8 protein-coding genes and 1 pseudogene are annotated in these 13,981 nt (G+C 70.9%); 6 read left to right on the forward strand and 3 right to left on the reverse strand.

Annotated features, from left to right (window positions below):
• Nucleotides 1-55 precede the first annotated feature (55 nt).
• The gene (locus tag BLU81_RS40235; protein ID WP_092553766.1) at nt 56-4,612 is read right to left on the reverse strand and encodes an ATP-dependent helicase; all 4,557 of its coding nucleotides are present in this window, start codon (nt 4,610-4,612) and stop codon (nt 56-58) included.
• A 111-nt stretch (nt 4,613-4,723) separates the two neighbouring features.
• Here BLU81_RS40235 and BLU81_RS51115 point away from each other — a divergent pair, with 111 nt between their 5' ends.
• Nucleotides 4,724-7,243: a serine/threonine-protein kinase gene (locus BLU81_RS51115; RefSeq protein ID WP_231953738.1), complete on the forward strand. Its 2,520-nt coding sequence runs from the start codon at nt 4,724-4,726 to the stop codon at nt 7,241-7,243.
• 64 nt (nt 7,244-7,307) lie between these two features.
• Here BLU81_RS51115 and leuE read toward each other — a convergent pair whose 3' ends face one another.
• Together leuE and BLU81_RS40250 are read right to left on the reverse strand one after the other, a co-directional pair.
• Nucleotides 7,308-7,961 (reverse strand): leucine efflux protein LeuE, encoded by a 654-nt coding sequence (leuE, locus tag BLU81_RS40245; protein ID WP_092553769.1) that lies wholly within the window; start codon nt 7,959-7,961, stop codon nt 7,308-7,310.
• 47 nt (nt 7,962-8,008) lie between these two features.
• The gene (locus tag BLU81_RS40250; RefSeq protein WP_092558320.1) at nt 8,009-9,247 is read right to left on the reverse strand and encodes a bifunctional pyridoxamine 5'-phosphate oxidase family protein/GNAT family N-acetyltransferase; all 1,239 of its coding nucleotides are present in this window, start codon (nt 9,245-9,247) and stop codon (nt 8,009-8,011) included.
• Between the two features lie 72 nt (nt 9,248-9,319).
• Between BLU81_RS40250 and BLU81_RS40255 the strand changes: the two genes are divergently transcribed.
• The 5 genes and pseudogenes from BLU81_RS40255 to BLU81_RS40275 form a co-directional block, all read left to right on the forward strand.
• Nucleotides 9,320-10,666: an aminotransferase class I/II-fold pyridoxal phosphate-dependent enzyme gene (locus tag BLU81_RS40255; protein ID WP_092553772.1), complete on the forward strand. Its 1,347-nt coding sequence runs from the start codon at nt 9,320-9,322 to the stop codon at nt 10,664-10,666.
• A 65-nt stretch (nt 10,667-10,731) separates the two neighbouring features.
• A complete protein-coding gene (locus tag BLU81_RS40260) occupies nt 10,732-11,409 on the forward strand; it encodes a UdgX family uracil-DNA binding protein (protein ID WP_092553776.1) in 678 nt (225 codons plus the stop codon).
• Between the two features lie 143 nt (nt 11,410-11,552).
• Nucleotides 11,553-11,753: a DUF3046 domain-containing protein gene (locus BLU81_RS40265; protein WP_092553779.1), complete on the forward strand. Its 201-nt coding sequence runs from the start codon at nt 11,553-11,555 to the stop codon at nt 11,751-11,753.
• A gap of 194 nt (nt 11,754-11,947) precedes the next feature.
• Entirely contained in the window at nt 11,948-12,997 is a 1,050-nt protein-coding gene (gene recA / locus BLU81_RS40270; protein WP_092553783.1) for a recombinase RecA, read from the forward strand.
• Nucleotides 12,998-13,401: 404 nt separating this feature from the next.
• Nucleotides 13,402-13,929 (forward strand): annotated as a pseudogene (locus BLU81_RS40275) (regulatory protein RecX); the annotation flags it as partial.
• Nucleotides 13,930-13,981: the final 52 nt, after the last annotated feature.

Genomic DNA, 13,981 nt, shown 5'->3' on the forward strand with positions numbered 1-13,981 from the left:
ACGGGGTGGGAGGTGTGGTTCGGCGGGGCGGTCGTCTCGTACCGGAAATGTCTTTTCATGCTCTCAAGCGCAGGCCTCGGGGGGTCGCGCGGAAGCCCGCCGCGGTCAGTGCGTCGCGTAGTGGGGAGGCGTGCACCGATTCGCCGTCGGCTCGTTCGACCGACATCGGGCCCAGGGCGCCGGAGCGGACCGCGGAGGCCAAGCCGTGGGCCGCGCGGGTCAGCAGGTCGGTGTCGTCGGTGAAGGACAGCAGGGTTCGGCCGCCGCGTTCCACATAGAGCACCAGGTCACCGGTGGTGAGTACCACCAGGGCGCCGGCTTTTCGACCGGCTCGGTGACCGGATCTGCCTGGTGTCTCCGGGTCGCCGCTGTCCACGATCCGGTCCGGCCAGGGGAGTGCGGCGCCGTAGGGGTTGGCCGGGTCCGTCGCCGCCAGCACCACCGCTGGTGGCAGGTTTCGATGGTCCTCGCCGGGTTCGCTCAGTGCCCGCAACCGGTCGACGGCGCCCGGCACCGCGAACTGCGCCGCCCCGAGGCCCTCGACGAAGTAGCCGCGGCGGGCCGTGCCGCGTTCCTCCAGCGCCGCCAGCACCGGGTAGACCGCCGCGAACCCGCCGGTCACCCCCTCCGCGACGGCCGCGCCTCGAGTCACCACGCCGTGTCGTTCCAGGAGAAGGTCGGCGACCGCTGCGGCCCGGCGGGTCGGATCGAGATCTCGGGCCGGCAGCCGTGACCAGCGGCCCGCCATGTTCGGTGGACCACCCCGGGCGGGCATGCTCGGCCGGCCGGGGCGCCGGTACCGGGAGCGGGCCGGTGCCGCTTTCGTCTTGTGCGCGCCACTGCCGCCGAGCAGGGCCCGCAGCGGCGCGAACGTGTCGTTGGTGAGATGCCCGGCCCACACCAGGTCCCACACGGCTGCGGACAGTTCGGTGTCGTCGGTCGAACCGACCCGGTCGGAGAGTGACCGGAAGAACAGGGCCTGCCCGTCCTCCAGCGCGGCCAGAACCTCCTGATGCAGCGGGGTGGCGGCGAACTCCTCGTCGGGCACCGGCAGCAGCAGCGGCGCGCTCTCCGCGTAGGCCAGCGTCACCCAGCCGTCCCCACCGGAGATCGACCCGGAACCGGCCCACAGCACCTCCCCGGCGGCGCACAACTCGTCGAGCAGGGGCGGAGCGTAGTCGGCGACCCGCGCGGGCAACACCAGCCGCTCCCACGCGGACGCCGGAACCGCCACACCCTGTACCTGATCGAGCGCGGCGGCGAGCGCGTCCACCCCGCGGTTGTTGCCGCCGACCTGCTGCCAACGGGGCAGGAAGGTGGCCAGCACCCGCGGCGGCACCGGCTCGATCTCGCGGCGCAGCGCGGCCAGCGAACGCCGTCGCAGCATCCGCAGCACCTCGGCGTCGCACCACTCCGTCCCGGCGCCGCCCGGCGAGAACTCGCCCGAGGTGACCCGGCCGGTCGCGGTGAGCCGTTTCAGTGCCTGCTCGACGACGAACACCCCGAGGCCGAACCGGGCCGCGCAGGTCGCCGCCGCGAACGGCCCGTGTGTCCGGGCGAAGCGGGCGACCAGGTCACCGAGCGGGTCGGCGATCGATTCCAGATAGGCCTCGGGGATGCCGACCGGCAGGGCGACCCCGAGCGCGTCCCGATAGCGGGCGGCGTCGTCGATGCCGATCCACCGGTCCTCGCCGGCCACCCGCACCCGGATCGCCCGCCGGGTCGCCTCCAGCCCGGTCACCCACTCCTCGGGGACACCGCGCACGGCCAGCTCGGCCGGTGACAGGTCGCCGAGGAGCCGGAGGAGCTCGGCGGCGTCCTCGGCGTCGCGGGGGGTGCGCTGCGCGGTGAGCCACTGCAACTGTGTCTCGGTCTCGGCCACCACCGCCGGATCGAGTAGCTCCCGCAGGTCGACCCGGCCGAGCAGCTCACCGAGCAGCGTCGAGTCGAGAGCCAGCGCGGCGGCCCGGCGCTCGGCCAGCGGGGCGTCCCCCTCGTAGAGGAAGGTGCCCACGTAACCGAAGAGCAGCGACCGGGCGAACGGTGACGGGCGCGACGTCTCCGTCTCCACCAGCCGGATCTTGCGGCCGGCGATCTCCCGCATCAGCCCGGACAGGCCCGGAACGTCGAACACGTCCTGCAGACACTCGCGGGCGGCCTCCAGCGTGACCGGGAAGTCGGCGAACTCCCGGGCCACGTCGAGGAGTTGCGCCGACCGCTGCCGCTGCTGCCAGAGCGGCTGCCGGCGCTTCGGATCACGGCGCGGCAGCAGCAGCGACCGGGCCGCGCACTCCCGGAACCGGGACGCGAACAGCGCCGAGGTGCCGACCGCCTCCTCGACGATCTGGGCGATCTCCTCCGGATCGAAGACCACCAGCTCGGAACCGGGTGGTTCGTCGGCGGTGTCCGGCAGGCGCACCACGATGCCGTCGTCGGAGGGCATCACCTGACCGTCCACCCCGAACCGCTCACTCAGCCGCCGGGCGATCGCCAGCGCCCATGGTGCGTTGACCTTGGCACCCAGCACACAGTGCACGGTCAGCCGCCAGTCACCCAGCTCGTCGCGGAACCGCTCCACCACGACGGTCCGGTCGTCGGGCAGATGACGGGTCGACTCGCGCTGCTCGCGCAGATAGGCCACCAGGTTGCCGGCCGCCCACTCGTCCAGGCCCGACTCCCGCAGCGCCGTGGTCGCGGCCTCGTCCCCGGCCTTGGTCAGGGCCCGCAGCCGGGCGCCGATGGCCCGGCCCAGCTCGATCGGGCGGCCGGGGGAATCACCTTTCCAGAACGGCATCCGGGCCGGCGCGCCCGGAGCGGGGGAGACCAGCACCCGGTCGGGGGTGATGTCCTCGATCCGCCAGGAGGTCGAACCGAGCAGGAAGACGTCGCCGACGCGAGACTCGTACACCATCTCCTCGTCCAGCTCGCCCACCCGCGACGCCCGCTCCGAACCGGCCAGGAAGACCCCGAACGTGCCCCGGTCGGGGATCGTGCCGCCACTGGTCACGGCGAGACGCTGCGCGCCGGGCCGCCCGGTGAGCTGATCGGTGGCGCGATCCCAGACCAGCCGCGGCCGCAGCTCAGCGAAAGCGGTCGACGGATAACGGCCGGACAACATGTCGAGCACCGCGTGCAAAGCCGACGACGGCAGCTCGGCGAACGGCGCGGCCCGCCGCACCAGCGTCGCCAGATCGTCGACCTGCCACTCGTCCAGGGCGACCATCGCCACGATCTGCTGGGCGAGCACGTCCAGCGGGTTACGCGGACAGCGCAGCTCCTCGATGGCCCCGGCGCTCATCCGCTCCGCGACCACGGCGCAGGACAGCAGGTCGCCGCGATGTTTCGGGAAGACCACCCCGCGCGAGACCGCACCCACCTGGTGCCCGGCCCGGCCGATGCGCTGCAACCCGGCCGCGACCGACGGCGGCGCCTCGATCTGCACCACCAGGTCGACCGCGCCCATGTCGATGCCCAGCTCCAGGCTCGACGTGGCCACCACCGCCGGCAGCTGACCGGTCTTCAGCGCCTCCTCGATCTGTTTGCGCTCCTCGCGGGAGACACTGCCGTGATGGGCGCGGGCCACCATCGGCGGCGCGCCCCGGGTGCCGCCGGCCTGCGCCATGATCTCCGCGGGCATCCGCGACCCGCCGTCGGCCGGTGTGGACGACGGATCGGCACGCTCGGCGGCCAACTCGTTGAGACGCGCGCAGAGCCGCTCGGAACCCCGGCGCGAATTCGTGAACACGATCGTCGACCGGTGTGCCTCGATCAGGTCGAGGACCCGCTCCTCGACCGCTGGCCAGATCGACGGGGTGCGCCGGCCGGACCCGGGATCGTCCTGATCGGTGTCCGGCACCTCGTCCAGGCGGGTCATGTCCTCCACCGGGACCTCGACCGTCACCTCGATGGTCTTGGCGGTACGCGGCTGGACGATCTCCACGTCACGGGCGCCGCCGAGGAACCGGGCCGTCTCGTCGATCGGCCGCACCGTCGCGGACAGGCCGATCCGCTGTGCCGGTTTCTCCAGCAGAGCGTCCAGCCGCTCCAGTGACAGGGCCAGATGCGCGCCGCGTTTGGTCGCCGCGACCGCGTGCACCTCGTCGAGGATCACTGTGCGGACGCCGCGCAACGACTCCCGGGCCGCCGACGTGAGCAGCAGGAACAACGACTCGGGCGTGGTGATCAGGATGTCCGGCGGGGTGCGGGCGAAGCCTCGCCGCTCCTCGGCCGGAGTGTCGCCGGTGCGCATGCCGACGGTGATCTCCGGCGGGGGCAGGCCGAGCCGCCCGGCTGCCTGCCGGATCCCGGTCAGCGGCGCCCGAAGGTTGCGCTCCACGTCGACCGCCAGTGCTTTCAACGGGCTCACGTAGAGCACCCGGCAGCGCCGCCGGGGCTCGGAGGGCAACGGCTCACCGGCCAGCCGGTCGAGGGACCAGAGGAAGGCGGCGAGCGTCTTGCCGGACCCGGTCGGCGCGACCACCAGCGCGTTGCGCCCCGCCTCGATCGCCTGCCACGCCCCGGCCTGAGCAGGGGTGGGCGCGGCGAAGGCAGCCGTGAACCACTCCCTGGTGGCCGGACCGAACTTCGCTAGCACCTCTGCCATGCCACACATCCTGCCTCGGGGGTACGACAAAAAATGGCCCACGCGGTGACCGGGTGATCGTCATTCCATGGGTGGTCTGTACCTGATTATCCTGATCTCCGACGTGATGGGTGGGTGCCGATGACGGTCAGGCAGAGACTCGTCGCCGGCCGGTACCGTCTTCGGGAGCCGGTCGGTGCGGGCGGAATGGGCCGGGTCTGGCTGGCCCGGGACGAGATGCTGCACCGCGACGTGGCGGTCAAGGAGATCGTTCCGCCCGATTGGATGACCGACGCCGAACAGGCGCGTCTGCGGCAGCGCACACTCCGCGAGGCCCGGAGCGCCGCCCGCCTGAATCACCCGCACGTGGTCCGGATCTATGACGTCGTGCACGCCGACGGCCTCTCGTGGATCGTCATGGAATACGTGCCGTCCCGCTCGTTGCATCAGGTCCTTCAGGAGGACGGCCCCTACGAGCCGGTCGTCGCCGCCCGGATCGGCCTCGCCGTGCTGGACGCCCTCGCCGCCGCGCACCGGGCCGGCGTGCTGCACCGCGACGTGAAACCGCACAACGTACTGATCGGCACCGACGGGCGCGTGGTGCTGACCGATTTCGGTCTGGCCACCTACGTGGACGACGGCACCGTGACCGCGCCCGGCCTGATCGTGGGCTCCCCGCAGTACGTCTCCCCCGAACGCGGTCTCGACGGGGCGTCCACCGTCGAATCTGATCTGTGGTCCCTCGGCGCGACGTTGTACGCCGCGGTGGAAGGCCGTTCGCCGTACGCCCGGGAGACCGCGATGGCAACCCTGGCCGCCCTGGCCACCGAGCCACCGGACCCGCCCGTCCGCGCCGGACCACTGACCCCGATCCTCGGCGGCCTGCTGCGGTACGAACCGGCCGACCGGCTGACCGCTCCCGAGGTCGAGCGCCGCCTCCGCATGATCGTCGTCGCCGATCCGCGGGAGATCCCGCCGCTGCCCACTCAGCGCACGCCTCGCTCGGCGGCTGCCGCTGAGCCCAGGCCTCCGGTTCCGAAGGCGTCGGGCCCCAGCCGCCCGAAGCGCGCGGCAGCCGTGCCCACGGATCCGCCGGTCGCGCCAGAGCCGCCGGTCGCGCCGTTCATGCGGGCGGCGCCAGAGCGGCCGGTGGCCGAGAGCTGGTCAGATGGCAGCACTGTGACCGATATGCCGGTCGAGCCCGAACCGAGATCCGTTTCCGGTCAGGCGCCAGTCCGAAGACCGGGTCCAGAGCCAGGGGTCGAGCCGGGTCCAGGCCCGGAACTCGAGCCGGAACCTGAGCCGGAACTCGAGCCGGAACCTCCTGCCGGAGCCGGAGCCGGAACGGGTGTCGGATCGGGAGGCGGAACTGGAACTGGAACCGGCAGCGTGTCCGAGGAGCCCGCATCGTCCGCCGCTCCTGAGCCCGAGATCATCAGTCCGAACCGGTCAGGCGGTCAGGAGATGGTGCTCGCCAGCCCCAAGCCAGGACCAATCATTTCCGGTCAGATAGTGAAGCCGTCCCGGCTGTCCCGCCTCGGCCGGGCGCGGATCCGCGTGACCCGGGCCCGTCTGTCGGCCACCGGTCTGGTCGTCCTGCTGCTGGGCGGCAGTCTGCTCGCCGGATACGTGACGGAGCTGAACGACCCCAGTCCTCAGGTGTTCCTGCCTGCTCCGTTGTCGGCCTCCGCTGCCGAATCCGCCGAACCCGCCGGATCGAGCCCGCCGGTTTCCGGTGATCCAGCCGATTCAGCTGGATCACCCGGTATGCCGTCACCGCGCCCCGGCACCCCACAGCCGCCGGTGGGCCTGCCCGGCATGCCAGCGGAGACAACACCCCCACATTCGGCGTCACCGGATGCGACCCTGTCCGGCCCGCAGTCACCGGGACCTATCTCGTCCGGCCCGCTGTCACAGGGAGCCAACTCGCCAGGGATGCAGTCGCCCGGGACGCTGTCACAGGGAGCCAACCCGCCCGGGACGCAGTCACCGGGAGTCGTCTCGTCCGGATCGGTGCCCCCTGGAGCAGGAACCGGTCAGCGACGCCTACCCGCAGCGACTCCCACCCCCGGAAGCGCGTCGGAGAAGGCGACTTCCAGGGCGGTGGCGTACTCGCCGGTCCGCTGCGACTCGGCCCGGCCCGCGGGTCTGCCCCGGACCCCGCAGCGCGGCGCGGCCCGCGGCGTCAAGGGCTTGACCCTCCAGGCTGGATGGTCTTACTTCAACGACGGCTCTGGCTTCCACATCGCGGTGCCCGATGGCTGGACCTATCAGCGGGTCGGCAGCACCTACTGTTTCCGGAGCCCGCGCAGCGCCCGAGTGATGAGCTTCGACACCGGCCGGGATCCCGCCGCCGACCCACTGACGGCGTTCCAGGACGACGAACGCCGCATCGCCCGCTCCGGAAATCCGCCGGGTTACGCCCTGATCGGCATCGCCTCGGTGCCGTTGCTGAACAAGGCCGCCGACTGGGAGTTCCGCTACCGCTCACCGGCCGGCGGATCCCGGCATGCGAGTGTCCGCTGGTTCGTGAGCAACGGCCGGGCCTACACGCTCGGCTGGAGCACTCCATCGAAAACCTGGAAGTCCGACCTCCTCAAGATTCAGATGATCCGCGGCACCTTCTACGCGAGCCGCACGACCTCCACCCCGCCGCCGTAACCGACTGCCCGCTAGCTCGGCAACCGGACCGGCTCAAATGGGTTCCGGGTGGCTCAGGAGCAGGTCAGCTGACGCTGGCTGTCGCCAGCTTGATGCTGAAACCCACGAACAGTGCGCCCACCGCTGTGGTCGCCCCGGTGGCCAGCCTGCGCCGCTGCTGGAACTGCCCGGCCAGGTAGCGCCCGCCGAAGATCAGCGCCGACAGGTACAGCGCGCTGAAGAACTGCACGACCGCGCCGAGAAGCAGGAACGACAGCGTGGGATGTGGATAGCCCGGCTCGACGAACTGGATGAAGAACGAAAGGAAGAACAGGATCGCCTTGGGGTTGAGCAGGCTGATCACGGCGGCCCGCCGGAACGGCCGCTGCATGCCGGACGGCATCTCCTCGGTCGTGGCGGAGGCGATCTCCGAACGCTGGCGCCACGTGCGCCAGGCGCTGCGGATGATGTTGACACCGACCCAGGCCAGGTAGGCGGCGCCCGCGTACTTCAAGACCAGGAACAGCGGCGGGTACGCGTTCAGCAACGAGGCGACACCGGTCGCGGCCAGGATCATGAGCACCGCGTCGCCGACGAAGACACCGCACGCGGCTTGATAACCGGCCCGGATCCCGCGCTGTGCGCCCACCGAGAGCACGAAGATCGAGTTCGGTCCGGGCAGCAGCACGATCGCCACCACGCCCAGCACGTACGTCCAGAAATCGGTGATGCCGAGCATCCGTCAGCCTTTCTCGGATCCGCGGCCGGAGAACCGGGCCGGCTGGGTCATCCTGCCGCCAGCCGATCCCGAAGGTGCTGCGCCGCGGCCGGCCACTCGTCCGCCGTCATCGCGAACACCACGGTGTCTCGCCAGCTGCCGTCAGCCCGTGGACGGTGGCGGCGGATCACCCCGTCGCGGCTTGCCCCGAGCCGGGCGATGGCACGTTGGGACCGCTCGTTGCGGATGTCCGTATACCAGAACACCCGCTCGGCGCCGAGGACGTCGAAGGCCCTCTCCAGCAGCAGAAGCTTCGCCTCGGTGTTCACCCCGGTCCGCCACCAGCGGCGGCCGAGCATCGTGTGGCCGATGCCGAGAGCCCGTAGCCCGGTGTCGATGTCGTGATAGGTCGTCATCCCCATCACCGCGCCGGTCACCGGGTCGATCTGGACCCACCCGGAGCGCTGGCCCAGCCACTGGCCTCGGAGCACTCCCGTGACGTCGCCGGCGAACTCCTCCGCCGTCCGAGGCCGGGCAGTCGGGAGATGTTGCCAGACCTCTTCGTCGTCGAGGGCCTCGAACAGCGCCGGCACATGCCCGGGCGTGAGCGGTTCCAAACGGACGTGCCGGCCCTCCAGGACGACCGGGGTCTGCCAGTCGGCGGGGTGGCCGGGCAGATAGACAGGTGGGGCTGCGGAGACCTCCGGCTCGGTCACCGGTGGCCCGGCCACCACGCGCAGTGGGAGCACACCTGCCCAGTGCGGCAGATCCATGTCCTCGGGGTCGTCGATCGCCCCGGCAGAACGCACCCGAACCGACACCTCGACGAGCGGCAGTGCGAGCAGACTCGTCTGGGCCAGCTCCTGCCGGTTGGGTGGCCGGCTGTCCGCGGCGCGGCCCTCGCCGATCTTGTCGGCCAGAGCGAGGAGCACCCGGAGTTTCTCGGCCTCGTCGGTGACCGGTCGCGCGGTGCCGAGAGCGACCACGGACCGGTAGTTGGCACTGTGGTTGAACTGGGAGCGGGCATAGACCAAGGCGTCCAGCAGGGTCACTGTCACGCACACCGGGACACCGTCGCCGCGGCCCGCCAGCCCGAGCCGCGAACCGGTCGAACCGTGCAGGTAGAGCACGTCGTCCACCCGAACGTGCAGGTTCGGCAGGACGCGTGGCTCACCGTCCACGACGAAACCCACCGCGCAGTCGTACGCCTCGTCGAGGATGGCGTGGGCGGCTTCCCGCTCGTAGTGCATCCGCTTACGGGTGCGGGTCGCGGTGGTGCGCGGGGTGGGTGTGTAGAGGTCGGTCATCATGGCCTCCCCGGAGGATTCCGCTGGCTGTTGGGGTTGCACAGGCTGCTGTGCTAGTACAGAATCGTTTCTGTGGCAGAACAGTACCAGGTCAGTGGTGAGAGCGCCGCCGAGATTTCGGCCAGCATCGAGTCGGGCGTCGTCCGGGGCGACTGGATCGCCGGTGCCGCGCTTCCCTCGGTGCGTGTCCTCGCGGGTGCCCTGCACGTCAGCCCCGCGACGGTCGCGAAGGCCTATCAGGAGCTGCGCCAGCGTGGGGTGATCGAGACCGAGGGCCGTCGTGGCACCCGGGTCCGTGCCCGCCCGGCGGTGGCCGTGTCGCGGGCCGGGTCACTCGTGCCGGCACCGCCCGGTCTGCGGGATCTGTCCACCGGCGAGCCGGACCTGCGGCTCCTGCCGTCGCTGGCTCCCGCGTTGACGGCCGCTGGAGCGGCGGACGACCCACCCCGGGGGTATGTGTCCGCCGTCACCATGCCGGAACTGGTCGATGCCGCGCGTGTCCGGCTGACCGCTGAGGGCATCCCGGTCGGTGACGCGGACCTGGTGGTGACCTCGGGAGCGCTCGACTCGATCGAGCGGGTGCTCGTCGCGCATCTGCGTTCCGGCGACGCCGTCGCGGTCGAGGATCCGGGCTGGGCCGGTGTGATCGATTTGCTCGCCGCCCTCGGTCTGCGAGTGCTGCCGGTCGCCGTCGACCGGCACGGCCCCGACCCCGGCGCGATGGAGAACGCGCTGCGGGCCGGTGCCCGGGCCGTGATCGTCACGGTCCGGGCGCAGAACCCGACCGGAGCCACGGTGAGTGCCGAGCGGGCCGGACAACTGCGGACCCTGCTGAGTGCTCATCCCGGTGTGGTGGTCATCGAAGACGATCACGCCGCCGAGCTGGCCGAGCGGGAAGCGCACTGCATCGGTCCGGTGACGGGTTCCTGGGCGTTCATTCGTTCCGCGTCCAAGCCGTTCGGTCCCGACCTGCGGATCGCGGTGCTCGCGGGTGACGAGACCACCGTGGCCCGGGTGGCCGGGCGGATGCGGATCGGCATGGGCTGGGTCTCCACCGTCCTCCAGCGGTTGCTGCTGTGGCTGTGGCAGGACCCGGAGGTGACCGGCCAGGTGGCGGGGGCCGCGCGGGCCTACGGCGAGCGCCGTCGCGAGTTGCGTGCCGCCCTGTGGGCCGAGGGTGTCGAGGCTCACGGAGACACCGGCATCAACGTCTGGATCCCGGTTCCGGACGAGACCCGGGCCATCACGGTGCTCCGCGATCGGGGTTACGCGGTGGCGCCCGGGGCGATCTTCCGGATCGACTCCCCGCCGGGGATCCGCGTCACGATCAGCACGCTGGAGGGCGGGGAGGCGGCCGACCTGGCCGGGGCGGTCGCGGCCGCGATCCATCCGGCCGGTGCCGCTCATCCGATGCGATGAGAGGGGGTGCGCCGTAAGAGGCAACCCGTGCGAATTTTGTCGGAGGGGCGGGGTAGAACGGTGCGATGTCATGGACGGAAGCGCCGGCCGGCGCGCAGCAGTGGGTGCCACTGCACCCGCGGAGTATCGATGAGCTGAAGTCGTCAGCGGCGGGCTGCCAGGGTTGTGAGCTGCACCAGGACGCGACCCAGACGGTCTTCGGCCGGGGTGCGCCGAACGCGCGGATCGTCTTCGTGGGCGAGCAGCCCGGTGACATCGAGGACCAGCGAGGGCTGCCCTTCGTCGGGCCGGCCGGACGACTGCTGCGGGAAGCCGTGGACGATGCCGGAATCGACCCTTCTGAGCTGTACATCACTAATGCCGTAAAACACTTCCGTTTCGAGCTGCGCGGCAGCCGGCGGATCCATCAGACTCCCGGGCCGGTTCACATCGCCGCGTGCCGGCCCTGGCTGGTGGCCGAGTTCGCGCTGCTCAAGCCGGAGCTGGTGGTGATTCTCGGGGCCACCGCGGGGAAAGCGCTGCTCGGGCCGTCGTTCCGGGTGACCCGGGCGCGGGGGCAGCTCATGCCGTGGCCGGCGTCCGCGCAGTACCCGGAGGATTTCCCGGTGGGCGAAATCCAGGCACTTGCCACTATCCATCCGTCCGCGGTGCTGCGGGCGGACGACCGTGAGGCGGCGTACCAGGGGCTTGTCGATGATCTTCGGATCGCGGCCCAGGCGGTCGCCGGACCAGCGGTCCGGTAGCTGCTGGATCGAGGCCCCGGCGAGCCACCAGGGCGATCATCGTGGCCGGGGTGGCCGGGGGTGGCGGCGAGGTTGTCGGGCGAGGCGGGGCGGCGTGATGTGGGTGCCCGGCCGTGCGACTGGGGCGTGGGTACCCTTTCCCGGTGCGGTTGACAGATTTCTGGGAACGACTGGAGCAGAGCTTCGGGCCCGCCTACGCCCGCAGCATCGCGGCCGACCACGCCTTCACGGAGCTTGGTGGGCGGACGATCAACGGTGCGATTGCTCACGGTATCGAAACCGTTACCATCTGGCGCGCTGTGGTCGCGTCATACCCCGATCGAGTGCCCTCGCAACTACGCTGAGCTGCTTAGAACACCCGTTCTGGCGTGTCGGCCGATCGTCGTACAGGTGTTCGGCTATTGTCCACAGCGGCTCGGTCATCCACAGCACACGCCGGGGCGGAGGATTTTTGTCATACCCCTCGCTTACCGTGTCGTCCGTGGTGAATAAAAGCTCGTCGACGAAGAACGCGAAGTCGAATACAGGGGTGGCAGGAATGGCGGCAGGACCTGATCGGGAGAAAGCGCTTGAACTGGCGCTGGCACAGATCGACAAGCAGTTCGGCAAGGGTTCGGTGATGCGGCTCGGGGAGCGGCCCGTCTCGCAGATGGCCGTCATCCCCACCGGCTCCATCGCCCTCGATGTGGCACTCGGCGTCGGTGGTCTGCCGCGCGGCCGGGTCGTCGAGGTCTACGGTCCCGAGTCGAGCGGTAAGACGACGGTCGCCCTGCACGCGGTGGCCAACGCGCAGAAGGCAGGCGGTCTCGCGGCGTTCATCGACGCGGAGCACGCCCTCGACCCGGACTACGCGCAGGCCCTCGGCGTCGACACCGACGCACTGCTGGTCTCCCAGCCGGACACCGGTGAGCAGGCCCTCGAGATCGCGGACATGCTGATCCGTTCCGGCGCCCTCGACATCATCGTCATCGACTCGGTGGCGGCCCTCGTGCCGCGTGCCGAAATCGAGGGTGAGATGGGCGACAGTCACGTCGGCCTCCAGGCCCGCCTCATGAGCCAGGCGCTCCGGAAGATCACCGGCATCCTCAACAACTCAGGTACCACCGCGATCTTCATCAACCAGCTCCGCGAGAAGATCGGTGTCATGTTCGGCTCGCCCGAGACCACGACCGGTGGCCGCGCGCTGAAGTTCTACGCGTCGGTTCGTCTCGACGTCCGGCGGATCGAGAGCCTGAAGGACGGCACCGACGTCGTCGGTAACCGGACCCGGGTCAAGGTCGTCAAGAACAAGGTGGCCGCGCCGTTCAAGCAGGCCGAGTTCGACATCATGTACGGCAAGGGCATCTCCCGCGAGGGCTCGCTCATCGACGTCGGTGTCGAGCAGAACATCATCCGCAAGTCGGGTGCCTGGTACACCTACGACGGCGATCAGCTCGGCCAGGGCAAGGAGAAGGCCCGGGAGTTCCTCAAGGAGAACCCGGACGTCGCCGCCGAGATCGAGAAGAAGATCCTGGAGAAGCTCGGTGTCGGCCAGGCCGGCGCCGGCGATGCCGCCGGTGGTCCCGAGTTGCCGCCGGTCGACTTCTGATCCGGTAACCCACGATGGCCGGACGACGTGGTGCACGGTCGGGGCGAGGATGGGATGCCATCCCGCCCCGGACCGGCACCGACATGTCAGCGGGCGACGACCCGGATGAACCGCGGCGCGCTGGGCCGCGCCGCGGTCATAGTGGCCGCTCGAGCTGGGGCAGTCCCGCCCGCAGTGACGACAGCGGATTCTCCAGCAGCGACGACGGATCTTCAGATGCCGGCGGTTCTTCGGGTGCCGGCGGATCTTCGAGCACCCGAAGATTTTCGGGCGGCGGCGGATCTTCGAGTGACGATGGATCTTCGGCCGACAGCGGTTTCCCGGCTGACGGCGGTTCTCCGGGCGGCGGTGGTTCTCCGTTCGGCCGAGGGCGGGGCGCGGCGAGCCGGAACGAGCCGCCGCGCAGTGAGTCGGAGGTCGCCCGGGAGATCTGTCTGCGCCAGCTCGCGGTTCGGCCGCGGACCCGGGCGGAACTGGCGAAGGTTCTGATCCGTAAGGAGATCTCCGAAGAGGTGATCGCCGAGGTTCTCGATCGTTACGACGAGGTCGGGATCATCGACGACGCGGCCTTCGCCCGGGCCTGGGTCTCCAGTCGGCATCACGGGAGGGGCCTGGCGCGCCGGGCGCTCGCCAACGAACTGCGGCAGCGTGGCGTCGACGCTGAAGTGGCCGACGAAGCGCTGGAAGTGGTCGACGAGGAGGCGGAAGCCGACGCGGCCCGAGCGCTGGTGGACCGCAAGCTGCGCACCGCGCGGGGTGCGCCGGACGCGGTGTTCCGCAGGCTGGTGGCGATGCTCGCCCGTAAGGGATACCCGGCCGGCATCGCGATCCGGGCGGTGAAGGACGCCCTGGCCGCCCGAGATGCCGAGGCCGCCGAGTTCGCTGACGCGATCGACCCCGACGCTCTGGCCGACGAAGCCACCGGTATCTGACCCCGGGCAGGCCGCACCCGAGCCGAGCCGCCCGTGAGGCGCGAGGCGTGAG

The sequence above is a fragment of the Actinoplanes derwentensis genome, from assembly GCF_900104725.1.
Taxonomy (GTDB): domain Bacteria; phylum Actinomycetota; class Actinomycetes; order Mycobacteriales; family Micromonosporaceae; genus Actinoplanes; species Actinoplanes derwentensis.

Bases quoted from the DNA above. Each gene is read 5' to 3' on its own strand.
- leuE (WP_092553769.1), bottom strand. From the start codon at position 7,961: ATGCTCGGCATCACCGATTTCTGGACGTACGTGCTGGGCGTGGTGGCG.
- recA (WP_092553783.1), top strand. From the start codon at position 11,948: ATGGCGGCAGGACCTGATCGGGAGAAAGCGCTTGAACTGGCGCTGGCA.
- BLU81_RS40260 (WP_092553776.1), top strand. From the start codon at position 10,732: ATGTCATGGACGGAAGCGCCGGCCGGCGCGCAGCAGTGGGTGCCACTG.
- BLU81_RS40235 (WP_092553766.1), bottom strand. From the start codon at position 4,612: ATGTGTGGCATGGCAGAGGTGCTAGCGAAGTTCGGTCCGGCCACCAGG.
- BLU81_RS51115 (WP_231953738.1), top strand. From the start codon at position 4,724: ATGACGGTCAGGCAGAGACTCGTCGCCGGCCGGTACCGTCTTCGGGAG.
- BLU81_RS40250 (WP_092558320.1), bottom strand. From the start codon at position 9,247: ATGACCGACCTCTACACACCCACCCCGCGCACCACCGCGACCCGCACC.